The 23741-nt window shown below is 40.1% G+C and carries 28 protein-coding genes and 5 tRNA genes; 2 read left to right on the forward strand and 31 right to left on the reverse strand.

The window, feature by feature from the left end; genetic code table 11:
• Nucleotides 1-44: 44 nt before the first annotated feature.
• From SMSK597_RS11460 to tgt, 15 genes are all read right to left on the reverse strand, one after another.
• Nucleotides 45-1235 carry an acetate kinase gene (locus SMSK597_RS11460; RefSeq protein WP_000167751.1) on the reverse strand — a complete coding sequence of 397 codons (1191 nt, stop codon included), beginning with the start codon at nt 1233-1235 and terminating at the stop codon, nt 45-47.
• A 70-nt stretch (nt 1236-1305) separates the two neighbouring features.
• Nucleotides 1306-2238, reverse strand: coding sequence for a class I SAM-dependent methyltransferase (locus SMSK597_RS11465; RefSeq protein WP_000345108.1), 933 nt, complete (start codon nt 2236-2238; stop codon nt 1306-1308).
• A 60-nt stretch (nt 2239-2298) separates the two neighbouring features.
• Nucleotides 2299-2886 carry a class I SAM-dependent methyltransferase gene (locus SMSK597_RS11470; RefSeq protein WP_000679782.1) on the reverse strand — a complete coding sequence of 196 codons (588 nt, stop codon included), beginning with the start codon at nt 2884-2886 and terminating at the stop codon, nt 2299-2301.
• A 32-nt stretch (nt 2887-2918) separates the two neighbouring features.
• On the reverse strand, nt 2919-3320 hold the full coding sequence (comGG, locus tag SMSK597_RS0103150; RefSeq protein ID WP_000265626.1) for a competence type IV pilus minor pilin ComGG: 402 nt from the start codon (nt 3318-3320) through the stop codon (nt 2919-2921).
• Nucleotides 3298-3759, reverse strand: a complete 462-nt coding sequence (gene comGF, locus SMSK597_RS11475; RefSeq protein WP_000250516.1) for a competence type IV pilus minor pilin ComGF — start codon at nt 3757-3759, stop codon at nt 3298-3300. The genes comGG and comGF overlap by 23 nt, the downstream gene beginning before the upstream one ends.
• Entirely contained in the window at nt 3722-4024 is a 303-nt protein-coding gene (gene comGE / locus SMSK597_RS0103155; RefSeq protein ID WP_000413381.1) for a competence type IV pilus minor pilin ComGE, read from the reverse strand. The genes comGF and comGE overlap by 38 nt, the downstream gene beginning before the upstream one ends.
• Nucleotides 3987-4391: a competence type IV pilus minor pilin ComGD gene (gene comGD / locus SMSK597_RS11480; protein ID WP_000588008.1), complete on the reverse strand. Its 405-nt coding sequence runs from the start codon at nt 4389-4391 to the stop codon at nt 3987-3989. Before comGD ends, comGE begins: the two co-directional genes overlap by 38 nt.
• On the reverse strand, nt 4384-4710 hold the full coding sequence (gene comGC, locus SMSK597_RS11485) for a competence type IV pilus major pilin ComGC (protein WP_000738642.1): 327 nt from the start codon (nt 4708-4710) through the stop codon (nt 4384-4386). The genes comGD and comGC overlap by 8 nt, the downstream gene beginning before the upstream one ends.
• Nucleotide 4711: 1 nt before the next feature.
• The gene (comGB, locus tag SMSK597_RS11490; RefSeq protein WP_000355366.1) at nt 4712-5728 is read right to left on the reverse strand and encodes a competence type IV pilus assembly protein ComGB; all 1017 of its coding nucleotides are present in this window, start codon (nt 5726-5728) and stop codon (nt 4712-4714) included.
• Nucleotides 5676-6617: a competence type IV pilus ATPase ComGA gene (gene comGA / locus SMSK597_RS11495; protein WP_000249540.1), complete on the reverse strand. Its 942-nt coding sequence runs from the start codon at nt 6615-6617 to the stop codon at nt 5676-5678. Before comGA ends, comGB begins: the two co-directional genes overlap by 53 nt.
• Nucleotides 6618-6693: 76 nt before the next feature.
• Nucleotides 6694-7059 (reverse strand): DUF1033 family protein, encoded by a 366-nt coding sequence (locus SMSK597_RS11500; protein WP_000286413.1) that lies wholly within the window; start codon nt 7057-7059, stop codon nt 6694-6696.
• Nucleotides 7060-7209: 150 nt separating this feature from the next.
• Nucleotides 7210-8268, reverse strand: a complete 1059-nt coding sequence (locus SMSK597_RS11505; RefSeq protein ID WP_000649458.1) for a zinc-dependent alcohol dehydrogenase family protein — start codon at nt 8266-8268, stop codon at nt 7210-7212.
• Nucleotides 8269-8430: 162 nt separating this feature from the next.
• Nucleotides 8431-9582, reverse strand: a complete 1152-nt coding sequence (gene nagA, locus SMSK597_RS11510; RefSeq protein ID WP_001134550.1) for an N-acetylglucosamine-6-phosphate deacetylase — start codon at nt 9580-9582, stop codon at nt 8431-8433.
• 151 nt (nt 9583-9733) lie between these two features.
• Complete coding sequence (locus tag SMSK597_RS11515) at nt 9734-11551, reverse strand: acyltransferase family protein (protein WP_001220860.1); 1818 nt, start codon at nt 11549-11551, stop codon at nt 9734-9736.
• A gap of 100 nt (nt 11552-11651) precedes the next feature.
• Nucleotides 11652-12794 carry a tRNA guanosine(34) transglycosylase Tgt gene (gene tgt, locus SMSK597_RS11520; RefSeq protein ID WP_001285231.1) on the reverse strand — a complete coding sequence of 381 codons (1143 nt, stop codon included), beginning with the start codon at nt 12792-12794 and terminating at the stop codon, nt 11652-11654.
• Nucleotides 12795-12910: 116 nt separating this feature from the next.
• Here tgt and SMSK597_RS11525 point away from each other — a divergent pair, with 116 nt between their 5' ends.
• Nucleotides 12911-13768, forward strand: a complete 858-nt coding sequence (locus SMSK597_RS11525; RefSeq protein ID WP_000876908.1) for a DUF975 family protein — start codon at nt 12911-12913, stop codon at nt 13766-13768.
• Nucleotides 13769-13793: 25 nt separating this feature from the next.
• Here the strand turns inward: SMSK597_RS11525 and pcp are convergent, their stop codons facing one another.
• Nucleotides 13794-14438, reverse strand: coding sequence for a pyroglutamyl-peptidase I (gene pcp, locus SMSK597_RS11530; RefSeq protein ID WP_000866922.1), 645 nt, complete (start codon nt 14436-14438; stop codon nt 13794-13796).
• A 116-nt stretch (nt 14439-14554) separates the two neighbouring features.
• On the opposite strand from pcp, the gene SMSK597_RS13980 reads away from it, so the two are divergent.
• A complete protein-coding gene (locus SMSK597_RS13980; RefSeq protein ID WP_000693049.1) occupies nt 14555-14710 on the forward strand; it encodes a hypothetical protein in 156 nt (51 codons plus the stop codon).
• Here SMSK597_RS13980 and SMSK597_RS11535 read toward each other — a convergent pair.
• From SMSK597_RS11535 to SMSK597_RS0103190, 15 genes are all read right to left on the reverse strand, one after another.
• Nucleotides 14703-15065, reverse strand: coding sequence for a DUF1304 domain-containing protein (locus tag SMSK597_RS11535; protein WP_000026202.1), 363 nt, complete (start codon nt 15063-15065; stop codon nt 14703-14705). The two genes, SMSK597_RS13980 and SMSK597_RS11535, sit on opposite strands and share 8 nt — an antisense overlap.
• Nucleotides 15066-15075: 10 nt before the next feature.
• Complete coding sequence (locus tag SMSK597_RS11540; protein WP_000570120.1) at nt 15076-15501, reverse strand: MarR family winged helix-turn-helix transcriptional regulator; 426 nt, start codon at nt 15499-15501, stop codon at nt 15076-15078.
• A 208-nt stretch (nt 15502-15709) separates the two neighbouring features.
• The gene (locus tag SMSK597_RS11545; RefSeq protein ID WP_000746056.1) at nt 15710-16888 is read right to left on the reverse strand and encodes a LysM peptidoglycan-binding domain-containing protein; all 1179 of its coding nucleotides are present in this window, start codon (nt 16886-16888) and stop codon (nt 15710-15712) included.
• Between the two features lie 165 nt (nt 16889-17053).
• Nucleotides 17054-17674, reverse strand: a complete 621-nt coding sequence (locus SMSK597_RS11550) for an HAD family hydrolase (RefSeq protein WP_001172849.1) — start codon at nt 17672-17674, stop codon at nt 17054-17056.
• 3 nt (nt 17675-17677) lie between these two features.
• Nucleotides 17678-18955 (reverse strand): MATE family efflux transporter, encoded by a 1278-nt coding sequence (locus SMSK597_RS11555; RefSeq protein WP_000626834.1) that lies wholly within the window; start codon nt 18953-18955, stop codon nt 17678-17680.
• 67 nt (nt 18956-19022) lie between these two features.
• Nucleotides 19023-19463, reverse strand: coding sequence for a protein-export chaperone SecB (locus tag SMSK597_RS11560; protein WP_000342988.1), 441 nt, complete (start codon nt 19461-19463; stop codon nt 19023-19025).
• Nucleotides 19463-19684 carry a hypothetical protein gene (locus SMSK597_RS0103165; RefSeq protein ID WP_141553913.1) on the reverse strand — a complete coding sequence of 74 codons (222 nt, stop codon included), beginning with the start codon at nt 19682-19684 and terminating at the stop codon, nt 19463-19465. Before SMSK597_RS0103165 ends, SMSK597_RS11560 begins: the two co-directional genes overlap by 1 nt.
• A complete protein-coding gene (locus SMSK597_RS11565) occupies nt 19647-20270 on the reverse strand; it encodes a poly(ADP-ribose) polymerase family protein (protein WP_000423995.1) in 624 nt (207 codons plus the stop codon). Before SMSK597_RS11565 ends, SMSK597_RS0103165 begins: the two co-directional genes overlap by 38 nt.
• A gap of 97 nt (nt 20271-20367) precedes the next feature.
• Entirely contained in the window at nt 20368-21852 is a 1485-nt protein-coding gene (thrC, locus tag SMSK597_RS11570; RefSeq protein ID WP_000177112.1) for a threonine synthase, read from the reverse strand.
• A gap of 75 nt (nt 21853-21927) precedes the next feature.
• On the reverse strand, nt 21928-23205 hold the full coding sequence (locus SMSK597_RS11575; RefSeq protein ID WP_000091369.1) for a glutamate-cysteine ligase family protein: 1278 nt from the start codon (nt 23203-23205) through the stop codon (nt 21928-21930).
• Between the two features lie 106 nt (nt 23206-23311).
• Nucleotides 23312-23395, reverse strand: a tRNA-Leu gene (locus tag SMSK597_RS0103170).
• A 9-nt stretch (nt 23396-23404) separates the two neighbouring features.
• Nucleotides 23405-23476 (reverse strand) — tRNA-Gln (locus SMSK597_RS0103175).
• A gap of 13 nt (nt 23477-23489) precedes the next feature.
• Nucleotides 23490-23562 (reverse strand) — tRNA-His (locus tag SMSK597_RS0103180).
• Nucleotides 23563-23576: 14 nt separating this feature from the next.
• Nucleotides 23577-23647, reverse strand: a tRNA-Trp gene (locus SMSK597_RS0103185).
• Between the two features lie 4 nt (nt 23648-23651).
• Nucleotides 23652-23732, reverse strand: a tRNA-Tyr gene (locus SMSK597_RS0103190).
• Between the last annotated feature and the right edge of the window lie 9 nt (nt 23733-23741).

Genomic DNA, 23741 nt, shown 5'->3' on the forward strand with positions numbered 1-23741 from the left:
TCACTTTCCCAACTCCTTGTACGGAATATTTTTACTAGTTTTACTTATTTTTTCAAGCGTTCAACGTCACGGGCAATAACTAGCTCTTCATCTGTTGGAATAACCAATACACGGATCTTCGCTGCCTCTGTTGAGATGTCTCCTGTCACACCAAAGACGTTCTTTTCTGGATCAACATCACAACCAAACCAAGAGATACCTGAGATAACATCTTCACGCACATTTGCAGCATTTTCACCAATACCTGCTGTGAAGATAATAGCATCTGCTCCATTTAAGACTGCAAGGTATTGACCGATATGTTTTTGGATACGATCAACATACATTTCATAGGCTAAAGTGGCATCATGATCCCCTTCTTCCATAGCAGCAATCACATCACGCATATCACTAGATTTACCTGAAACCCCCATCAGTCCTGATTCACGATTAAGGACGCGACTAATGTCTTCAGGCGTGTTAAAGTCCCCTGTATATTGCATTAAGTAAGGAATGATAGCTGGGTCAATATCCCCTGTACGAGTACCCATCATCACACCACCAAGTGGAGTGAATCCCATTGAAGTATCGACAGATTGACCACCCTTAATAGCTGTAATAGAAGCACCATTACCGATGTGGCAAGTAATCAATTTCAAGTCCTCTAATGGACGGCCCAAGAGTTTTGCTGCTTCTCCTGCTACAAACTGGTGGCTTGTACCGTGGGCACCATATTTACGAACCTTGTTTTCTGTGTAATATTTTGTTGGTAGAGGATAGCGATAAGCTTTCTCTGGCATAGTTGTGTGGAACGAAGTATCAAAAACAACTACACTGGTAATGTCTGGCAACAATTCCTTGAAGGCACGAACACCTGCTGCATTGGCTGGATTGTGGAGAGGAGCCAACAAGCTCAACTCTTCAACTTTTTCTAAAACATCTCCCTCAACGACTGTTGATTCTTTGAAATATTCTCCACCTGCAACAACACGGTGTCCAACACCAGTAATCTCATCATAAGCCTTGATAATATCGAAACGAATCAAGTCATCCAATAAGATTTTAACAGCTTGTGTATGATTTTCAATATCCAAAATTTGTTGTTCAGAACGGCAGTCAAATTTTACAGTTGAAATTGAATCTTTCAAACCGATACGTTCAATCAAACCTTTCGCCAATACTTTTTCTTCTGGCATTAAGTATAATTGCCATTTCAAACTTGAACTTCCTGCATTGATTGCAATTGTTTTTGTCATAACAAGACTCCTCTTTTAAGCGTTTTCATCTATTATAACAAAATCTATTTTATATTTCAGTACCTTGAGTCTATTTTTGAAAATTTTCTTTAAATTTCATTAAAACACTTGCATCTTGCAAGCTAGCAAGTGGATAAACAAAGGGTTCTACTGCTATTTCACTTTTCTTCTGTAAGATAAAAATCGTCTTGGATTGTTTAGCATTAGCAAAGAGATTTTCAGGCAAACTAATCATGGCAGTCAGATTTGCCTCCTCTTTCAACCAGCCTTTCAACAAATCACTTTGAGGACTGGTCAACAAATCACTCGGAGCTAGAAAAATAGCGTATCCATCTGACTTGAGATACTTAAGTCCTTGTTCCATGAGCAAGTGATGGGCATAAGTATGTTCTTGGCTAGAAGCAACTTGATGGCGCGACGCAACGGCATCATCAGGATAATAGCCGACAGGTAGGTCGCTGACGACCACGTCGCTTTCTTTGAGCATTTGTGGACGAACGGCATCTCCTTGGACAAAGCCAGCCTGCAAACCAATTACATCTGCCATGCTAGCTGCCAAATCAATCAGCAAATCATCCACTTCCATTCCCAAGTAATCCACCTTTTTATCAAGCGAGGTCAAGAAAGTAGCGCCCAAAATTCCCATGCCAGAACCCATTTCGAGAATAGTGATTTCCTCCTCTTTAAACAACTCTTCCACAATAAACACCAAAAGTAAGGCAATAGCATCCGGTGTAAACTGGTGATTGGCCTGTAGGGGCTCTGTCTGCCCAGCCTTCATCAAGAGAAACTGGTAGGTCTTGAGCCATTCTTCTTTGCGTAGCGCTAAACGTTTAAGGGCCTGATTGTTCTCTTTGACCTGCTCTAGCTCAGTTTCTCCATCCAGATAGATGCTGTTTTGCTCCACCAGGGCGTCATAAAAGTTGGTCGCCAAATCACTTTGAATGACTTGGACATTCTCTAGTAAATAGGTATAAGCTTGTTCAATTTTTTCAAAATCCATATTCCTATCTTATCAAATTTCCCTTCTTTTTTCCATCCTTATAGAAAAATCACTCCCTGACTAGGCGAGTGATTTTTGGGCTACTGTTAAAAAGAGTTCTGAGTAATTTCCTTGAAACAGGTCTTCAGCGCTATAGAGAATCTGACTATGCACAGATGAAAAACCAAACTGGGCTAGCTTGTTTTCCAGTTCAACCAATTCAAATCCATGATGGCTAGCTTCTGTCTTGGTAAAATCAGCAAGTAAAAGTTGTCCATTTTCTCTCAGATGTTGATGAAACAGTGAGAGAGCCGCATCCAAATCAGGCATATGATGAAGAACCCGACAAACAACAATGAGATCAAACTCTTTCTCCAAGGGTTTTTCCAGTAAATCTCGCTCCAAAAACTGGATATTCTTGATGTCTTGCTGCTCCGCTTTCAAACGAGCTTGCTCCAGCATTTTCTCCGAAATATCTACAAGAGTGACGAACTTGGCTTGTTTTGCCAGAGGCAAGGTTAACAGACCCGTTCCTCCACCGAAATCCAAAATTTCTTTGTCTGATAGAAGATCAATCTGTTTCTCGACTGCTTGACAAACCAAGTTTGCAAGGAAGATGTTTTTAGGGGAATCGAAAGTTTCTGCTTTGTGGTTAAAATCATGTTTCATATCTTTAGTTTAGCACAAAGTAGTTTGATTGGCTAGGAATTCTCTTTCTTTTCTGATTTTTTCTTCTCCACTTTTTCGCTTGAATCGGTCGCTACCTCTTCCTTTTTATCTCTTTTCTCTTCTTTTATTTTGACGGAAGGAAAGATGAATTCATATTGACTCTTAGACGAACGAACCCTTGTCACCAAGCTTGTTTTCTTGTTTTGATAACTCACCTGACCCAGATTAAAGGTCTGTTCCCCACTTTCCTTATCAACCTTATCTTTGGTTCGCTTGGCCATGGCAAAAGCAATCAGCCTTTCTTTATTTAAAGCATAGTCTCGATGGTGGGCGACTTGTCGGTTCAAGTAAAATTGTAACAAAAGACTAAAGATGGCTGCCATGGTGACTGCATAGAGGAGAACACCTGCCTTAACTTTTTTCTTTTTCCACACGATAGATGAACTCCCTTTCTAAGCCTTTTTGAAACTGGAAATGAAAGCGCACCAGTTGATTGTCCTCTATAATCTGAGCGGATTTGAGGCCATAAACCATCGGCTGATAACCCCGTCCACTGGCATCTGTTTTCCGAAAATCATCTGATTTTGACTTACCGATGGCGATGTCCTTACCATCCTGCTTCATATAGAGGCGATTGCCCTCCACTTTTTCGAACTGTGAACGGTCTAATTCTGTCTCCAGCTGATCCACAAACAAGAGCCACTCTTTTTGCTCGCTTTGTTGCTGGTAGCGAACTTCTGAAATGAGGAGCTGACTCATGGCTTGAAAGAGAAGTAAGCTTCCACTGATGACAATGAGGGCAATCAAGGATTCCAACAAGGTAAAAGCCTTGACCTTATGGCTCTTTGATAGCCAACAACTGTTCTGAACCATGATAAACCTCCAATCCCTTTTCACTAGAAAACACCTGAATCTCAACTCCGTTTACGTTTACCTGATTTTGACCTGTCTGCAGTGCCATCTTAGCTACCCTCAAGACTTCTTCCTTTTGCAAGATTTTTGCTTCTTCTTGTCTATTTTTCTGAATTTGTCCCAAAAGGAGAGTAGCAATACTGGCAAAGATAGCTAGAGCAACTACTGCTTCTAGTAAAATTACTGCCCTAATTTTTTGTTTCCTTAATGCGTTTAATTTTTCCATTTCCTAGATATAATTGATAGCGAATCGCTCCTTTACTGGTCTGAAATTCAACCTTAGCCAGGGACGAATTGCCCCCAGCTCGGTCAAATGTGATACTTTGTCCCAATGGTGCTTGAATTCCTTTAGGAACTGTCAACTTTTGACTGCCATTGCTGATCGTCTGACCATCTAAGTTTAGACTAGTCTTTTGCTGACTGGCTACACTGCGTTTTTGGGTTTCCCGATAGAGTTCTTCAAATTCCATAAAGAAAATCTGCTCCTCTACCGCTGCAAAAGTGGACTGAACAGAACCAGACAAGCCCAAGGCAAGGATACTCACAATACCCAAAACCAAGAGACTTTCAAGCATGGTAAAGGCCTTAATCATTGACTGTACGATTTTTTCCTCCATTTTTTGTATAGTATTCTTTATAGGCTTTAGCCTGTTCTTCTGTGATTCGCCCATCTGCTTGTAACTTGCTTAGACTAGCATCTTCATTTTTATCTAAGCTATAAAGCTCTGCCTGGCTTTCCACCACCTTAACAACAGCAGCTTTTCCTTTGTCATTGACCGCCTCTTTTTGCTTGGTCAAATTAGGTACAAAGAGCAAGAGAAGCACGCTGATGATGAGCAAGACCACCAACATTTCCACAAGCGTGAAAGCTTTAACCTTAGCTTTTTTCAAGAATGTCATCATTTTTTTCATGTTAAAAATTTACCTCCATATTTTGATACATGGGCATAAGCATTGCCGCATAAAGTAAAACGATAATCAGTGCCACAAAGATAAAGACTAGTGGCTGCACCAGATTCATGGTACGATTGACTCGGGTAAAAAAAGCTTCCCAAGTTTTTTCAGCATAGATTTCCAACTCACTCCCCAGCTTGGACTTGACTTCCCCATACTCGATAATGAGGCTCAACTCCTTCTTAAAGAAAGGATAGGTTGCTATGGTTTGAGAAAATTCGCGGCCACTTTGTAGGGATTGAGCTAGGTCTTGACCGATTTCTTTAAAGAGCTGAGAACCTTGTTCCTGCATGATTTGAAAAATCTGCGTCAGTTCCATCCCCTGCGAAACCATATTACCCCATTCACGCGCATAATAGGCTGTCAAATAGGTCTGCACAAAGATTCCAAGAAAAGGAATGCGTGCTAGGATAGAAAAGACGCGCATCTTAGAACTTCTTTTATAGAAAGTTAGTGCTAAAAGGGCAAGTATGGAAACAAACCCCACCATTCCTAGAAAGATTTGTGGCAGATTGCCGATAATTTGAGTGGCAATATTGCTACTATCCAGTTGTGGTAGTAGGTAGTTCCGTAGCCCCAGCATGATTAAGAGAAGAAATCCCAGCAAAATCAAGGGATAGGTCGCTACTTCAATTAATTTTTTCTTGACTTTGGCAAGATTGTCTAGATACTCTTCTATCTTTCCCAAACTCAGGTGGAGATTTCCATGAACTTCAGCTAGGGATAACTGAGTGACAATAGCATTTGAAAATCCCAAACTTTCCATCATTTCTGAGAATGATTTCCCCTGAGACAAGTCTGTACGCATCTGGGTCACACACTGCTTATCCAACAAAGCACTCCTATCTAAAAAGGAGATGGTCTCCACCAGATGAAAACCGCTGGAAAAGAGATTGTTAAACAAGGTAATAATATTTTTTTGCTTAGCTGTAGCTAATTTTTTCCGTTTCAGCTTGAAGGCTTGTGATATGTCCATCTTTAAGAAGCTGATCAATCTGTTCATTCCAGCTAGTTGGCTGGTGTTCTTGATAGTCTTTGTTTGCAAAGTCAACGATTCCTCCTCCCCCGATTAATCTTTGATAGCAGACGCCTTGCAGAACGACTGCCAATTCCTCCTCACTCACACCCAACTCCAGCAGGCGCTCATAAACACCTCGAATACTCTTGGCGTGAATGGTTGAAAAGACTGTCGCCCCTGTCAAACTAGCTCTGACCACTGCACGCGCCGTTTCGCTGTCACGAATTTCTCCGATAATCAAGAGATCTGGTCGATGACGCAAGGAAAGTTTGATTAGATTTTCATAGGTCAGCCCAATCGCCTCATTCAACTGCAACTGGAGCATGTCCTCCTGCTTGATTTCGACAGGATCTTCTATGGACATGACTTGCTGTCCTTTAAAGAGTGACTTGGCCAATTCATGCATCAAGGTCGTCTTACCACTCCCAACCGGGCCAGCAAAAAGATAGAGTCCCCGTTGCCTGTACTGCTTGCCTAATTCTTCAATATCCTGAAACCAAAAATGCAAATCCTGCTCCTCATCATGTAACAAGCGAATAACTAAACTCTCATGCCCCCGATAATCGCCTACAGTAGATAAACGTAGGGATGCCATCTTCTGATCATAGGAATAGTCGCAGGAACCAAGCTGACTACGTCTCTTTTCTCCAACATTCATACCAGCTACAAACTTAAAGTGACTGATGACGGCCGCAAACTTTTCAAAATCATAACAACCGATTTTACAGCGCTCGTCTCCTATTCTCATATGAAGTTCATAAGCGTCTAACTTAGGAACAAAATAAATATCTTGCGCTCCTTTTTTCCGAGCTGAACGAATGATTTCTTGTGCAATTTCTTGAACCATACTTACCTCCTCACCTATACTATTCGCAAAGAGTTGGAAAAAATAAAAAAGCAACTCCAAAAAAGTTACTTTTTCTCTATTTTAATTTCATACGGCAAGAACGGTGCCTTTCCTTACCAGTTTGTTTTTCATAGCCTGGGCGTAGTTTTTCATCTGGGATAACCTGCTCATCCTGCAAAAGAGCCAAAGAATGGTATTGTTGTAAATACTCATCACATTCATCACACCAGCGTTGGTCTTCTGGGTCCCAAAAAATGGTCATCAAATCACTTCTACTTTTATAAAGAGGCGATTCTTGCTCCAATCGAAACCAGCAAGTTTTGTAGTATTTGAGAGCATCATAATACTGGTCAAATTTTCTACTTGCTACAATATCTTCTTCCCAACCTTCTAAGAACCACCAAGGTTCAAAATCTCCGTACATTTCTATAACACGATACATATTCATTCATTCCTTTGTACCGTATATTATAACCAATTCCGCCAAACAAGGAAAGAAATATGCTCATTTCTTAATTTTTTGATAAAAAATCCAGCCATCTGATAGATGACTGAATTTCTATTTGCTTATGTTCCAAAATCTTTTTAATACCTAGGCTTCAGAAATATCGTTTTCAATAATGACTTTGATTGCATGGTGGTCTGCTGCTTTACTGAAAACTTCATAGGCTTTTTCAATTTCACTTAGTTTGAAATAGTGAGTTACCAATTTTTCTGGTTCAATCTTATGACTTTCAAGAGCTTTCAACAATTGTGGAGTTGTATTTGTAGATACCAAACCAGTTGTTACATTGATGTTGCGAATCCAAAGTTTATCCAAATCGAATTCAACTGGTTTACCATGTACACCACAGTTGGCAACTGTTCCGTCTACACCGATAATCTTTTGACAGAAATCAAATGTTGCAGGAATACCAACAGCTTCGATAGCAACATCTACACCACGACCATCTGTCAAATCATAAATTTCTTTAATGGCTTTTTCAGGGTCTGAAGAATTAACCTTATGAGTCGCACCAAATGATAGGGCAGTTTCCAAGCGGTTATCGTCTAAGTCCACCATAATCAATTTAGCTGGTGAATAGAATTGAGCTGTCAAAAGAGCAGCCAATCCAACTGGTCCTGAACCAATAATGGCTACGCTGCAACCAGGTTCGACTTTCCCTTTCAAGACACCAATTTCATATCCAGTAGGCAGAATGTCTGATAGCATAACCAAGGCCTCATCCGACAAGTCTTCTGGAGTATGGTAAAGAGTGTTATCTGCATGAGGGACACGTAGGTATTCAGCCTGCATACCATCAATCAAGTGACCGAAAATCCAGCCCCCTTCGTCTTCACAGTGGGCATAAATTCCTTTTTTACAGTAGTAGCATTTACCACAGGCACAGACACAAGAAATCAAGACCTTGTCGCCTTTTTTGAAGTTAGAAACTCCTTCCCCAACTTCTTCAACAATCCCAATCCCTTCATGACCAAGAATGGTACCACTTTGGCAAGCGGGAACATCCCCTTTGATAATATGGAGGTCTGTTCCACAAATAGTGGTTTTTACGATACGCACAATAGCGTCTGTCGGCTTGCGAATAACTGGTTTGTCTACATCAACAAAAGAAGCAAGTCCTGGTTTAACATAAGTATAGGCTTTCATAAAGCACTCCTCCTTTTTTTTATTTGTACTATTTATAATATAATTGTAAACCTTTTCATTTACTTGTTCAAGCTTTTTTGTGATATTTTTAACTTTTTTATTTACCGGTAAAGTAATATAGATAAAAAAGCAGAAGCTAATCTCTAACTTCTGCTTTTTCTCTTATGCTTGATAACGTTTCACACCGTCTAGGTAGGTTGCTACCAATTCCAAATCTTTATCTAAAACAATAAAATCTGCATCATAACCTTCACGAATTTGTCCACAGACATCGTCAATATTAACAGATTTTGCTGGGTTAAGGCTAGCCATCATGACCGCTTCGTGTGGATTTGCAATACCCCACTCGACTACATTTCTCATACCATCTTTAAGTTTGAGGATAGAACCTGCCAAATTACCAGTAGATTTGAGACGTGCAGTTCCATTTGCTACTACAACAGGGAATTCTCCCAACATATAGTCACCGTCTTCAAGCCCACCAGCTGTCATACAGTCCGTAATAAGAGCGATGTTTTCTGTCCCCTTTTGCTTAAGTAAAATCTCACAAGCTTTTGGATCTACGTGATAACCATCACAAATCAATTCTGCGTAAGTATGTGGGAGCTCATACATAGCTCCTACCATACCTAGTTCGCGGTGTGTTAAACCACGCATCCCATTATAGGCATGTACCCATACACTAGCTCCAGCATCAACTGCCTTCTTAGCTTGTTCAAATGTCGCATCTGAGTGTCCAAGTGCAACTGTCACACCTTCACCTGTAATAGTACGTACAAAATCTTCCACTCCATCACGTTCTGGTGCAATAGCGATTTTATTTAGCATCCCTTTTGCAGCATCCTGCCAAGAATGAAACTCCTCAACACCCGGGTCTCTCATATAAGTTGGATTTTGTGCCCCCTTAAAAGTTTCTGTGAAATATGGACCTTCATAATAAATCCCACGAATCTTAGCACCTGTTGCTTCTTTATAATGGTTTCCAAGATTTTCAGTGACTGCAAGCAATTGCTCATAAGTGGCTGTTAAAGTTGTGGGCAAGAAACTGGTAACACCGGTACTAAGAAGTCCTTCACTCATAGTATGCAATGTACCTTCAATGTTGTTGTCCATCACATCTACACCTGCATATCCATGAATATGAGTATCCACAAGACCTGGTGCAATGCTATAACCAGTATAGTCAAGAACCTCTGCTCCTTCAGGAATTTGATCCACATGTTTCCCAAATTTGCCATCAACAAGTTCTAAGTACCCACCGCGACGAATGCCAAATGGATAGAAAAACTGATCCGCTTTAACGTAATTAGGCATAATAATGACCTCCTTAAAAGATTACTTTTGATATTTATTATGTCAATTACATTATAAACTTTTCTGATTCATTTGTAAATGGTATAGACCTATTTTCTAGAGATATTTTAAAAGAGCTGGATTTCTCCAACTCTTCTCTTTTTAATACAAGTTATTTTGATTTGACTGGCTTGTCTTGAGCTGTTTGCAAAGCTGTAGCAATAGTATCTGCATACAATTTTGCTCCTGCTTCAATTTTGCTAGTGTCACTTCCGAAATGGACTTGGTCTGTTCCTGTCCAAATTTCTGGATGCTCTTTCGCAACTTGATTCCAATCTGCTATCGTGATGTAAGGTGTCTTCTCTGCCAATTCTCTCATATAGGCAGCAGCCTTCTCAACGATGGCATAGGTCTCTTTTGTCTTATCCCCCTCATAAGGAGTCACTAAAATCATATGATGGCCCTTAGGAAGATTTTTCACGATACTATCCCAATCTTCCTTGTAATTTTCAGGATTATTTACCCCAGTCGCAATGACCACCATCTTAGGTAAAAATTTATTCTGGCTATTGTTTAGCATGATTTCATTGGCAGTCTTGGTTGTTCTGCTGACCTGCGCGTTAATTTGTGCTCCAGGAAGAGCTGTCTGCAGGGCTGTATTTGCCCTTAAAGCAACTGAATCACCAATTAACATAGTACCATCAGCAATTCCTAAACTATCAGCTTCTGCTCGTTCTGCCATCACCTTGGTTTGGCTAATATTTGTTGCAGCTTGCTTCAAACCATTGACAGTCAAATCTGTCTCAAAAGCTCCCACTTGTGGTGCCAACAAAGTCACTAAGAGGACAATGAAGGTCAAGATTCCTGTACTTGTTGCAAGAATTGCGTGAATATAAGGCAGGGGACGAAGAGTTTGTAAAACAGGTGTGTTCTTGCCTGCAATCCACGGCTCCAATACATAAAATGAAAGACTGGCAAATCCATAAGAACAAATCAGAGTCAATAATACAGCAAGAAGATTTGAGGTCAACTGTGAAAAAATGATATAGAAAGGCCAATGGAAAAGATAAACCGCATAGCTAGTATCCGCTAAAAAGCTGATAATCTTTGGCTCCTGCACGTTAGGAGTCTTTTCATGTAAGACACGCGCCGCCAGAATCATAGCTAGGGCTGCAAGGCTGGCAAGCAAGAAGCCGATAAGATAGGCAAAGAGATAGGTAAATTTGACAAAGAAGGTCAAAATGAGTAAGAAGCTAAAACCTCCTCCAAAAACTAAAAGGGTCTTGCGTAAATCCCAGATTTTATCCAATTGCTTAACTAGGGAAGTCGTCTGACGAACGCCTACGATAGTTGCTAACACACTTCCCAAAAAGAATGGATAGACATGAGTTAAACTGGAGAAGTAAACAGAGGAATAAGAGGTTACTAGAAAACTACCAATAAACATAGAGAAGAAGCTGATCAAGAAGGTAGCAGCAGATAAGAGAAAAACCATTCCCCTCAACTGACCATTTGATTTAGCCTGTTTGGATAAGAACCAAACTGCCAAGCCCCAGAGGATATAGTAGTGAACCTCAACAGCCAAACTCCAATTATGAACAAACAAATGAGGAATGAACTGAGATTCATAACTCCCACCTGTTAGAAGTTCATAAAAGTTGGTCATAAAGCCTAAGACACCAGCAATCTGACCCCCAATTCCAGCCACATAATCTTGGCGAACTAGAAAGGTAAAGGGCATGGTTACCAAGACCATCAAAACCACAGGTGGCACAATCCGATAAAAGCGTCTTCTAAAAAATCCAATCAAGTCAATTTCATGATTTTTAGAAAATTCTTCGATGAGTAGAGCCGTAATCAGAAAGCCTGAAAATGTGAAAAAGACATCTACCCCGAAAAATCCTCCAGGAAAGATGGTCTGAAAGAAGTGATACAAGAGTACAAAAAGTAAACCTGTAATCCTAATCAAGGAAAACCATTTAATGCGCATACGAGTTTATTCTTCCTTTCATTGTACACTTTATTCTATCAAAAAAAGAAGAAAAATCCTAAGAGAAAACTTAGGATTTTTAGCTTATATCTATTCCGTTTTAGAAATTACGTCCTGACTTATTATAGCCATATTTTTCAACAAAATACTCACGGAATTCTAAGAGATTGTCATCCATGATGGCTTGTCGCACTTGCTTCATCAAGTTAAGCAAGAAGTAAAGATTGTGGTAGCTAGTCAAGCGAATACCAAAGGTTTCATCAGCCTTGAGCAGGTGACGAAGGTAGGCCCGTGTGTAGTTCTTACATGTGTAGCAATCACACTCAGGATCCAGTGGAGTAAAGTCCTCAGCAAACTGAGCATTTTTGACAACCAAACGTCCCTGACTAGTCATACAAGTCCCATTACGAGCGATACGAGTCGGCAGGACACAGTCAAACATATCTACCCCACGAATCACTCCATCAATCAAGCTATCTGGCGCTCCGACCCCCATCAAATAGCGAGGTTTATTTTCAGGCAGCAGTTGAGTTGTAAAGTCCAAAATCGCATTCATCTCTTCGTGGGTTTCTCCCACTGCCAAACCACCAATAGAGTAGCCTGGGAAATCCATGCTGACAAGGTCATGAGCCGATTGGCGGCGAAGATCTTCAAATCCTGCCCCCTGCACAATCCCAAATAACCCTTGGTCATGCGGACGACGATGAGCCTTCAAACCACGCTCAGCCCAACGGCTGGTACGCTCGATTGATTTCTTAACGTAGTCGTAAGGTTGATAAAACTGAGGACATTCGTCAAAGGACATCATGATGTCTGAACCCAAATTATTCTGAATAGAGATGGCTTTTTCTGGCGATAGGAACATCTTAGAACCATTGAGATGGTTTTTAAAGGTTACTCCTTCTTCTGTGATATTGCGTCTATCTGCTAAGGAATAAACCTGAAAACCACCACTATCTGTCAAAATAGGCTGGTCCCAATTCATGAACTTGTGGAGACCACCAGCGCGTGCAATGAGTTCATCTCCAGGACGAAGCCACAAGTGATAGGTGTTTGATAGGATAATTCCCGAACCCATCTCCTTCAATTCTTCAGGTGACTGAGTTTTGACAGTGGCTTGAGTTCCAACTGGCATAAACATAGGTGTTGGGAAGGTGCCGTGGGGAGTGATGATTTCTCCCAGACGAGCTCCCGTGTGTTTTTCTTTCTTAATCAAACGATATTTGATTGGTGAATCTGACATTTTTTACCTCCGAAGCTGGGAAAAACAGTCCCAGTTCATACTTTGTGCCCAAGGGCATACTGTATGATTTTATCAAAAAAAGCCGGAACTGTCACGAACTATGGTATAATGAGAGAATGAAATACCCAAAAATTGATTTAAAAACCATTCGTCTGCAGGCCAGACAATTTCAGGCTGAAAATCCCCGCCTCTTTCTCGTCTATCTCTTACCTAGCATGCTGGTCATTTTGTCTGGCTTCCTCAATCCCTTAGAGCGCATAAACGAGAGTGTTTTAGAACAACCCTTTTTAAGCGTGTTTAGCCATGTATTCCAAGCCTACCTTTTTCCTCTATTAGTCTCCTTTATCGGAACAATACTTCTAACCAGTTCAGTTTATACAACCCTGAAACTTATCAAGAATCCTGATACAGAACTATCCGTCAAAAATAGTCTTACTCTCTTTAACGAAGAGCACTTTTCACAAACCTTTTTGACTCTTCTTCTCAAACGCTTCTATCTCTTTTTATGGAGCATTCCTAGTTTACTCGGGATTTACTTCCTCTTTTACAGTAGTTTTCTAGCAAAGAAATTCGTTGTCCTTCACCCCGAGTTTCCCAATCTGGATCTCACGTCAATTGAAACTGAGCGTTTCCTCATGACCTTTGGTCTTTACTTTCTAGCAAGTATCCTCTTGATGATTGTCGGAAATAGTCTCTATATCCCACAATACTATGCTTATTCACAGGTAGAATTTCTCCTCTGTGATACTCTAGATTTAGGACAAGCCAAACCAGGACAAATCCTAAAAACCAGCCGTTTCCTGATGAAAGGCTACAAATTTCAGCGCTTTATCCTAGACTTACAACTCCTTCCTTGGTACTTCCTCAATTGGATTACCTTTGGAATTGCTAGTTTCTCACTCCTACCCTACATTCAAATCAATAAAATGATTTTTTACCGAGCAGTATTGGCTCGAAAACGTCCAAAAGCTTGAAGGTAACCCCTCAAGCTTTTTTCTATCAATGAGTTTCTCCACCTACCAACTTGAGGTCCTCATCTCCATGTTCTATAATAGCCCCGATTGCTGCTTCTATCCCTCGCCTAATATCCACTAAACTCATAGCTGGAGTAGTCGGTCGATTCACCACCTGTTCCATCATATAAGGAATATGCATAAACCCTGCCCTAACATGGGGAAATTTCTTTTCTACCAAATAGAGGACCTGATACATCAAATGATTACAGACAAAAGTCCCTGCAGTATTGGAAACAGAGGCCGGCAAGCCCTCTTTTTTTATAGCTTGAACCATCGCTTTAATCGGCAAACTACTAAAGTAGGCCGAAGCACCATCCGCTCGAATGGGAAGGTCAATCGGTTGATTACCTTCGTTATCAGGAATGCGTGCATCGTCTTGATTAATGGCTACTCGCTCAGGTGTCAAGCTGGTTCTTCCACCTGCTTGGCCGATACAAAGGACAAAGTCAGGTTGATAGCGGTTCATCTCTTCTTCCAATACTTGAGCCGATTTGTGAAAGACTGTTGGCACTTCTAACCAACGGACCTCAGCACCATGGATTTCAGCTGGTAAACCTTTAATGGCCTCCAAGGCTGGATTGACTTTTTCCCCTCCAAAGGGCTCAAAACCTGTCACTAATACTTTCATTTCTAACTCCTCAAAACAAATTCAATGAGACTTTTTTCTTAAAGACAAGTATAACATATTTCCCTTATTCTGGAGTGAAAAGGACTAGCGAGACTAGGATTGATCTCTGATACTCAATGAAAATCAAAGAGCAAACTAGGAAGCTAGCCGCAGGTTGCTCAAAGCACTGCTTTGAGGTTGTAGATAAGACTGACGAAGTCAGTAACCATACCTACGGCAAGGTGAAGATGACGTGGTTTGAAGAGATTTTCGAAGAGTATGAGTTTATTTAAAGAGTAAAATACTCATCAAGGCCAAAATAGCTGGTCCACCTTGCTTCAAAATAATTTTCTTATCTGCTGTGAGAGAGCCATAAGCCGCAACACCAATCACAAATAAAACAAAAATAGTCACAATTTCTAAATTCTGCGAGAAATAAATCCCATACAAGAGAAAGACTCCTAGCAGAGCATTATAAATCCCTTGATTTTTAAACAATGAACTTACTGACGGACGAGCCAGTTCTTCCTTGTCCATGTTAAAGACACGACTAGTCGCATCTGATTGCGTTGTAATACTTTCCAAATAAAAAATGTAAAAATGCTCCAAAGCAACAATCGTTGCTAAAATGATTGTCATAATTGACATCTATTTCTCCTTAAATTTCTATATTTTCAATACCCAAAACCAAATTATTTAATAAACGGCTGAGTTCTGTTCTTTCAGACTCTGTTAAGATACTTTCCATCTCTTCCTTAACCTTGATATGCTGCAGAGCTGGATTCATCACTAACTGCTCCTTGGCATACTTCGTAGCCTCTACCAACACTTCTCGCTGATTTTCAGGATTACGATGCCGCTCCACCAAACCTTCCTTTTCTAAAATCTTGAAATGTCGTGTTAAAGCAGCCTGATCAATCTTTAAACGCTCCTGAACCGCCATTTGGTTACAAGGAGAATGCTCCAGCAAAAATAATAAAATCTGATACCGTGTCAAACTAATGCCAAGTCTTTTTTCAAACAATTGTGTGCTCACTTGCTCAGACAAGCGGAGTTGATAAAGTAAATCTTGAATCTCTATCATTTCTTTCTCTCTCTTTTCGTTGATTTATCAATAGTTGACTAATCAATTATAATGCAAAGTAAAATAGATTGCAAGAATCATGCTTGAAATATTACAAAATACTGACTATCCATTCTCTATTCAAATTGACAAAGAAAAAACGAACGAGACTCGCTTCCTATCACGAAAGCTAGATCTCATTCGTCAAAATAATATTACAAAGTCTGGTTTATCCATTCATTGAAACGTGAACGTGGTCATAGTGGTTTTCTGTCACGCTACCACGGTCTGGCATTGGGTTCCAAGTATTAGCTGGCCCATATTTGCTATCGAATGGGGCATAGAAACGTTGTTTCCAAATGATGTAACTAATTCCACGGCTAGCCATGTTTTGAATAGCGTATTCCGCAATCTTATCCCCTAGTTCTGAGCTTTCTGGTACCATAAAGTCAATAGCCAAACCTTTTCCGTGATCTCCACTGTCTCCTGGACGGTAACCACTAAAGGATGTGATGCCAAACAAGTTGGCAATTTCTTCTTTAAAGGCAGCCGTTTGTGGTTGAAGGCCTGCATTTTCAGATTTCGCTACTGCAAGTCCAGCATAATCGGGCGCAGCTGGAGCTGTGTAAGTTGTTGAAATTATTTTCGTCTCTTCTGGTTGATAAGTAGAAACTGTTGGTGTAGTTCCATTTGATGATGCTACTTCTTTTGCTTCTGAACTTGTTGCAGTTGTTTCGGTTGCTTTTTCTTCTACTGGTGTTGTAGTTGCTTCCTCTGCTGACTCGGTTTGAGGGCTTTCTTGTGTTTCCTCTTTCTCAGCTGGAGTCGTTGCCTGAGGAGCTGCTTCTGCAACTGCACTACTTGTTTCGGTTGTTTGCTCCTCTGGGGTAAAAGTCTCTGTAGATGGTGCTACTTCTTCTGCAGCAGTCACTGTCTCTGCAACTTCTGAATTTGATGCTACTTCTTTTGGAGCTTCTGCAATCGGTTGATAAAGATCTGCAACTTGAACAGTTTGATCATCTACGGTTACTTGATTGGTTGTCAAATCTGCTATCGCAGTTGTCACCTCTTCACTAGAGTCTGCTTGAGGAGTTTGGATTTCAACTTCTGTTACTTCTTCTGATTCATTGACAGTCGTTGTCAAAACAGTTTCTGAGAAAATCAGGTCCATATTAGTGATTTTATTCAAATTCGCAAGAACTGTGACATCTACACCCAAGGCTTCTGCAATTGTGCTCAAGGTATCACCATACTGAATGGTGTAACTTCTTTTATTGTCTGTTTTAGTCAAATCGTTTTGGATTTGCTCAACACTACGTGCAGTCCAAAGAACTTCTTCTGCTTGGGTTGCCAATACTGGGGCAAATGACAAAGCTACTGTTGAGGCTAATAATATTCTTTTCTTCATTCTTTCAAATTCCTTTCAAATGAGTACCTGTCTATCATAACACAAAAAATGCAGAAAAAAAGCCCTCTCGGGCCTATTTAACAAAACTGTCCATTCCTTGTAACAAACTCGGTTACTTGAAATAGTTTGTTAGGTCTCTGTCACAAAACTGACACAATCTTATCGTCACTTTCCTTCAAAAATATAAGGAATATCTGCTAACACTTGAATCCTGTGATTGCCTTCATAAGACGACTCTAAAAAGTTGAGACTTTGAATCCCACTATTCTGGGCAAATTCCACATCCAGAGTCCGATCCCCTATATAATAGGTTTTCTCAGGATCCAACTGATACTTGTCTAACAGATAGGTAGCCGCTTCCGGATTAGGCTTCCGCGCAAAGTCACTCTGACTTGTTAAAATCTCCGTAAAATAGGACTCCAAACCCAAGTCTCTGAGAATGGTAAAAGCATTATCTCCTTTATGAGTATAAACAAACTGTTGAATTCCTACTTGGTCTGCCCAATTCAACACCTCACGCGCACCTGGCATCAAAACTATCTGGGCATTTTTTTCAGCCAGACTCTGGGCACGCACCTGATTTAGCATTTCCACATCCAGCTTTCTATCTTCTGCCACCCGCACAAGCAAATCTTGCACCGAATACTTGAGGATAAACTCTCTCACCTGCTCCTTATCATAAGGAATAGAAAACTGAGCAAAAGTTTCCTCAACCCCTGACAAAATCGCTTCGTAAGAGTCCAATAAAGTCCCGTCTAAATCCCAAATAAAAGCTGTTTTTTGCATTTCCTATCCTTTCAAGCTCATATAACGCTGGTAACGGTAACGTAGAAATAACCAACGAAAACCATTATCCAAAAGGGTTCCGGCCCAAATACCGGGCAAGCCCCAACCAAGTACAATCCCCATCAGATATCCTGTTCCAATGCGGATACACCACATTCCTATACTTGTCGCATAAAAGGGAAGACGAGCATTGCCCAACCCCTGCCAGACTGCTGTATAGATGACTGTTCCTATCGTCATAGGAGTACCAAGTAGTGAAAAAAGTGTCACTAGAACACTAGCCTCCACCGCTAGAGAATCAGTCGTATAGAGATGAGTTAGTGGTATACCCAAAGCATAGATACTGAAGGTCAAGGGTAACATGAGGAGCAGAGAAAGCCAAAAGATTTGCTTGCTCAAATTAGCTACTTTTTCCCAATTATCTTCCCCAACTGCTCGGGCCACCAGCATGACCGTTGCCGTAGCGACGCCAAAGGCAGGCATATAGTTAAACTGAGTCAAGACTTCTCCGACTGCATTTCCAGCCACCGCCTCCGTTCCAAAAGAAACAACCAAGGCAATGATCACGACATCGCCAGCCCGCATCATGAGCCGCTCTCCAGCTGCTGGCAAAGCTAAGGTCAATAGCTCCTTATCTAAACCAAAAGTCGGTCTCTCAAAAGGCAACTTTAATTGCGACCATAAAATCACAAGACCTACCAAACGAGACAAAATTGTCCCCCAAGCAACACCAGCTATCCCCATATCCAGAACAAAAATAGCTAGACTTGAAAAAAGAATATTTAAGGCATTGGATAAAAGACTAACATAGAGAGGCAGACGTGGATTATGCGTTGCACGAATCAAGGCTCCCAGACTAGTCATTAAACCTAAGAGAACAATCGATCCGCCTACCAAAGATAGATAGAGTCCACCCCTCTCAGCTACATCTCTCTCCGTCCCCAAAAGTCCTATTATCTCTTTCCCAGCGAAGATGGACAAAAATCCTAAAAGGAAACTTAATAGTAAGGTAATCTTCAACGCCTCAGTCACATGATAGGCAAGCTTAGACTGATCCTTCTGCCCCAAACTTTTTGAAATAACACTGGAAATAGCAGCTCCCAGAGCGATGAAAATCGCCTGATAAATCGTAATAATATTGCCAGCTACTGATACACCCGAAATGGCTATCAATCCTAAATGAGCAACCAAATAACTGTCCACCATCCCCATGAGCATCTGCAAAAAGTTTTCGCCCATAGCTGGCAAGGCAATATTTAAGATTTGTTTATAAGATATCATACTAAATATTTATTTTCTTTCATAATGGGAATTAAAAATAAGACTATCATTATAATAGTCTCATTATTTACTCATCGATATCAATCACTTCTATATCATCATTTTCTTTCAACATAGCAACAACATTAATTAATGGCAACCTATATTGAGGATATATATTGCTTTTTCCACTAATATCACTTACTAAACTTCTTAAATAAGGAAATAGTATAGCAATTGCATTTGTCGTTAATAACGATTTTGCTTCCTCACTCTTTATATTCCCTTCATATTCAAAAATGCCCATCAAAGATACTCGAATAATAAAGGGACATTCAGAATTATCTTCTCTCCCACAAATTACCGATAAACTCACTGCCGCATTTGTCTGAGAAATTTGAACTTTGGACTTTATATTGAAATCAACATCCAGTTTTTCTGCATCAAAATCATAATTAGAGTTTTGCTCATAGTGCAACTCTGTAACCATGTAGTTACTAAAAGTAATTTTAGCTCTATAATCATCCATCACGCAACCTCTCCTAAACTCTTATTAATAGAAATAGTAGAGAAAGTATTATTTTTAAAAGAATAATAATCTACAGAAGCTGTACTAGAAGAGGAATACTGTACGGAAATATTCTCAATAACTGGTAAATTATTTTCATAAGGTAGAGAAAGTTCCTCTTCAGTGAAATTTACTTTATCTAAGTCAAAGAAACTTTTTAAATTCATTCCCTGTATTGCCATTATTAACTCCTTTTATCTTTATACAACCTGTGTCACGAACACACAACTCTGTACCATTTGGAAAATTACTAATTTCTCCGTTTAAAATAGTTACAGTATTTTTGCTAACAACCTTAATTCTTGTTTGGGAACCGCACTGCTCATGAATCTTGCTAATAAATAATTCCATCATTATTCCATCATAATTTTTCCGCTTGAATGAGCCATCCTGTTTTAACCGTCGTTTTATTTTTTCTCGCTCATGCTCATGCTTATCCTTAAAGCTATAAAACAATTCCAAATTATCCGATAAATCCATATCCAGAAAATTATCAGAGGAAACAGTAATATTAGCTTCAAGAACTTCAATAGAACATTTTTGTTTTTGGGCAACTTTGTCTTTATAATGGTAAGCATAACTAAACGCCATTTTTCGCCCAGAACCATTTTCTTCACGAAAATCTTGAAAAAAATACACACCTTCCCCTAAATCATTTGGATTTCTTAAATCAGGTTTTGACCAATCAATTTTAGATACTTTAAAACCTGCTCGCCTAATTTGGTTTGCATTTTGTTGTGTGGTTCCATGAAAACCTGTAAGTTCCAAAACATCCTCCATAACCATTATATAAAAACATCCCGTAATAATCAAATAAGATATATTTTTAGGATACAATTTCTCTTAAAACAGCTTCTTTCATGTACTACATTCTTAGATAAGCCTCAACCGCTACTTGCATGTCTGTTGCTGCAACAGTTGTCTTATGACGAACAGGAGCTGTTTCAAGCCCATCAACTGCTGGTGGCACTGCAACGCCTGAGATTTCATGTAATTGAGCCAAGGATTCAAAGTCGCCAAGCCCTGATTTTCCAGTTACAGCTTCTACTGCAACCACTGGGAACTTGTATGGACTCGCTGTTGAAGCAATCACTGTCTTAGTCACATCGCCAGTAGCCGCTTGGTATTTCTTATAAACTGCTGAAGCAACTGCCGTATGTGGGTCCTCGATATAATAATCTGACTCATAAACACGCTTGATTTCTGCTGCCGTTTCTTCCTCAGTCGCATATTCAGCTGCAAAGAGGTTAAGAATCTCTGCATCAAAGTCTGTCAACTCATATTGTCCTTGCTTGTTCAAGGCATTCATGAGTTCAGCTGTCTTAACCGCATCATTCCCCAAAAGATGGAAAATCAAACGCTCCAAGTTTGAAGATACCAAAATATCCATAGATGGACTAGTTGTTACCTTAAACTCACGTTTCTTATCATAAACACGTGTCTTGAAGAAGTCTGTCAAAACATTGTTGTCATTTGAAGCACAGATCAATTTACCAACTGGTAAGCCGATTTGTTTGGCATAAAAGGCAGCCAAGATATTTCCAAAGTTTCCTGTCGGTACCGTGAAGTTAACCTTTTCACCAGCTACAATCTCACCAGTTTTAACAAGCTGAGCGTAGGCATAAACATAGTAGACAATTTGTGGCACCAAACGGCCAATATTCATAGAGTTAGCCGATGAAAATTGCAACTTGTTGGCTGCCAACTTCTCACGAAGAACCACATCGTTAAACATATGCTTCACATTAGTTTGGGCATCATCAAAGTTACCATCAATAGCGATAACATGAGTATTGTCGCCAGTCTGAGTGGTCATTTGCAACTCTTGAACCTTGCTGACACCATCCTTTGGATAAAAGACGATAATCTCAGTTCCAGGCACATCGGCAAATCCTGCCATAGCAGCTTTCCCCGTGTCACCAGATGTCGCTGTCAAGATGACAATCTTATTCTCCAAGCCATGTTTCTTAGCAGCTGTTGTCATAAAGTATGGCAAGATAGACAAGGCCATATTCTTAAAAGCAATTGTTGAACCATGGAACAGTTCCAAGTTGTATTGCCCATCCAGTTTCACCAATGGTGCGATAGCTGGAGTATCAAATTTACTATCGTAGGCATTGTTGATACAGTAGTCCAACTCCTCAGTTGTAAAGTCATCTAAAAATGCTGACAAAACTAACTTAGCAACTTCCTGATAAGAAGCATCTTTCAATTTGTCAAAGTCCAAATCTACCTTTGGATAAGTAAGCGGTGTAAATAAACCACCGTCCGTCGCCAAACCTTGCAAAATAGCTTGGCTAGCAGTTACTGTATTTTTCGCATCACGCGTTGATTGATAAACTAATGTCATTACTCTCTATCCTTTATCTATAGTCTTTTCCATTATATCATGATTTTTCAGAAAATTCTCCCCTTATAAGAGAAATTATAGGCTCAATTCTTCTTTCAAAGGCTGTAAGTAGGTCATTTCTTGCTTATTTCTCATCTTCAGACCTTCCTCAGCTAACAGAAGTAAGTCTTTGGAAATTTCAATAATCGCAGTTTCTTCCTCATCTGTAAGCTTCTTCTTAGAAAATTGTCGTCTTAAAAACTTATAATTTCGTCCAAATTCTTTAAAGAAAGGTGCTGTTTCTAAGTAAGCTTCTAACTTATCTAAATTAACTAATAATCCCAAGTGAAAGGCGGCAGAAGCGAAGGTTTTATCTAGAGGCTGAGTACACACACTACGAAACTCAACTGTTCCGCGAGTCGTTAAGTCCTGGTATTGATAACTACGATGGGTTTCAAAATCCTTCTCTTGAGGATAAATAAGCACCTCATCCCCATTAAGTGCATATGCTTGGATTTCAGGCGTAGCCAAATAGTCCCTTGCCTGAATCGGATAAAAATAATAGGTTTGTTCATCACGTTCCGCAGTAAAAATCGCAGAATGATTTAGATAGGCAAAAAAATCCTCATCATCATCAAAGAGTCTAGCATTGACACCGACATTCTCTGGATAGATGCCATGCATCGATTCTTCCCAGAAAATATCCCTTGCAATTTTCGTATCCCAATCAGCACCCGAAAACTCAGAGTTTGCAAATAAATAAGCCTTAGCTGCTTCAATTTGGGTAAAAGCATTAATCACCCGTAGGTAGTTAGACTTTGAAACATCCAGCTGGACCTGACTCCCGCAGATAAAAGCACCATATTCAGGGAAATGATGTAAGTCTGATTTAGTAATATTTCTACTCAAATTCAAATAATCCATCAACATCTGATAGCGTGGATAAGCCACTGGACAATTCTCATTTTTATCCCAGTCAGGATGAATACCGCAGCCAACAATAGCATGGTTGGATTCGCCTAATTTTCTCTGAATTACATCCATATAATTATTAAAACGATTTTCGACCTCTTGAATTGTTTCAGCCTTACCAAATGCAAACTCAATCGTTGTATAGGAAACTTCAAATAAAATAGCATCTTGACTTATAGGAGCCACTAACTGGATAGGATTCCCAAAATCATCTACCTTTTCTACAGTGAAATCCAAAGTGGAAACTAAATATCTGAATAAGTTCTTGATAACTTCAACATTTGTAGCATCCCCTTCCAAGTTTACAACAGGATATTCCAACTCAATCCCGACAAACAATTCAGGATTTTCTTTAATATTTTTCAAATACCGATGTTTTAATATATCGATAGAACGAGACATACTTCCCTACACTTTCATAATCTAAATAAAATTTGAATAACTATTATTATACCAAAAATAATATAAAAAGGAACGAAGATATACCACGTTCCTTAACTCTATACTATACCGGCGGCCGGGGTCGAACCGGCACGTCCTTGCGGACACTGGATTTTGAGTCCAGCGCGTCTGCCAATTCCGCCACGCCGGCAAATAGTAACTGGGGTAGCTGGATTCGAACCAACGCATGAGGGAGTCAAAGTCCCTTGCCTTACCGCTTGGCTATACCCCAATAATATAAAATAGGCGAGTGATGGGGATCGAACCCACGCATGCCAGAGCCACAATCTGGTGTGTTAACCACTTCACCACACCCGCCATAATTCTATTAACACGGGCAGTAGGAATTGAACCCACACTGAAGGTTTTGGAGACCTTAGTTCTACCTTTAAACTATGCCCGTAAAATGGAAGGGGAGGGATTCGAACCCCCGAACCCGAAGGAGCGGATTTACAGTCCGCCGCGTTTAGCCTCTTCGCTACCCTTCCAAAATATAT

Source organism: Streptococcus mitis SK597 (assembly GCF_000148545.1).
Taxonomy (GTDB): Bacteria; Bacillota; Bacilli; order Lactobacillales; family Streptococcaceae; genus Streptococcus; species Streptococcus mitis_C.

Bases quoted from the DNA above. Each gene is read 5' to 3' on its own strand.
- comGC (WP_000738642.1), bottom strand. From the start codon at position 4,710: ATGAAAAAAATGATGACATTCTTGAAAAAAGCTAAGGTTAAAGCTTTC.
- SMSK597_RS11540 (WP_000570120.1), bottom strand. From the start codon at position 15,501: ATGATAGAGATTCAAGATTTACTTTATCAACTCCGCTTGTCTGAGCAA.
- comGE (WP_000413381.1), bottom strand. From the start codon at position 4,024: ATGGAAAAATTAAACGCATTAAGGAAACAAAAAATTAGGGCAGTAATT.
- SMSK597_RS13980 (WP_000693049.1), top strand. From the start codon at position 14,555: ATGAAAATCAAAGAGCAAACTAGGAAGCTAGCCGCAGGTTGCTCAAAG.
- SMSK597_RS11525 (WP_000876908.1), top strand. From the start codon at position 12,911: ATGAAATACCCAAAAATTGATTTAAAAACCATTCGTCTGCAGGCCAGA.
- comGD (WP_000588008.1), bottom strand. From the start codon at position 4,391: ATGATTAAGGCCTTTACCATGCTTGAAAGTCTCTTGGTTTTGGGTATT.
- SMSK597_RS11500 (WP_000286413.1), bottom strand. From the start codon at position 7,059: ATGTATCGTGTTATAGAAATGTACGGAGATTTTGAACCTTGGTGGTTC.
- SMSK597_RS11465 (WP_000345108.1), bottom strand. From the start codon at position 2,238: ATGGATTTTGAAAAAATTGAACAAGCTTATACCTATTTACTAGAGAAT.
- comGA (WP_000249540.1), bottom strand. From the start codon at position 6,617: ATGGTTCAAGAAATTGCACAAGAAATCATTCGTTCAGCTCGGAAAAAA.
- comGF (WP_000250516.1), bottom strand. From the start codon at position 3,759: ATGGTTCAGAACAGTTGTTGGCTATCAAAGAGCCATAAGGTCAAGGCT.
- SMSK597_RS11535 (WP_000026202.1), bottom strand. From the start codon at position 15,065: ATGTCAATTATGACAATCATTTTAGCAACGATTGTTGCTTTGGAGCAT.
- SMSK597_RS11460 (WP_000167751.1), bottom strand. From the start codon at position 1,235: ATGACAAAAACAATTGCAATCAATGCAGGAAGTTCAAGTTTGAAATGG.
- thrC (WP_000177112.1), bottom strand. From the start codon at position 21,852: ATGACATTAGTTTATCAATCAACGCGTGATGCGAAAAATACAGTAACT.
- tgt (WP_001285231.1), bottom strand. From the start codon at position 12,794: ATGTCAGATTCACCAATCAAATATCGTTTGATTAAGAAAGAAAAACAC.
- SMSK597_RS11560 (WP_000342988.1), bottom strand. From the start codon at position 19,463: ATGGATGATTATAGAGCTAAAATTACTTTTAGTAACTACATGGTTACA.
- SMSK597_RS11545 (WP_000746056.1), bottom strand. From the start codon at position 16,888: ATGAAGAAAAGAATATTATTAGCCTCAACAGTAGCTTTGTCATTTGCC.
- SMSK597_RS11550 (WP_001172849.1), bottom strand. From the start codon at position 17,674: ATGCAAAAAACAGCTTTTATTTGGGATTTAGACGGGACTTTATTGGAC.
- SMSK597_RS11575 (WP_000091369.1), bottom strand. From the start codon at position 23,205: ATGTCTCGTTCTATCGATATATTAAAACATCGGTATTTGAAAAATATT.
- pcp (WP_000866922.1), bottom strand. From the start codon at position 14,438: ATGAAAGTATTAGTGACAGGTTTTGAGCCCTTTGGAGGGGAAAAAGTC.
- SMSK597_RS11470 (WP_000679782.1), bottom strand. From the start codon at position 2,886: ATGAAACATGATTTTAACCACAAAGCAGAAACTTTCGATTCCCCTAAA.
- SMSK597_RS0103165 (WP_141553913.1), bottom strand. From the start codon at position 19,684: ATGGCAATACAGGGAATGAATTTAAAAAGTTTCTTTGACTTAGATAAA.
- comGB (WP_000355366.1), bottom strand. From the start codon at position 5,728: ATGGACATATCACAAGCCTTCAAGCTGAAACGGAAAAAATTAGCTACA.
- nagA (WP_001134550.1), bottom strand. From the start codon at position 9,582: ATGCCTAATTACGTTAAAGCGGATCAGTTTTTCTATCCATTTGGCATT.
- SMSK597_RS11555 (WP_000626834.1), bottom strand. From the start codon at position 18,955: ATGATATCTTATAAACAAATCTTAAATATTGCCTTGCCAGCTATGGGC.
- SMSK597_RS11515 (WP_001220860.1), bottom strand. From the start codon at position 11,551: ATGCGCATTAAATGGTTTTCCTTGATTAGGATTACAGGTTTACTTTTT.
- SMSK597_RS11505 (WP_000649458.1), bottom strand. From the start codon at position 8,268: ATGAAAGCCTATACTTATGTTAAACCAGGACTTGCTTCTTTTGTTGAT.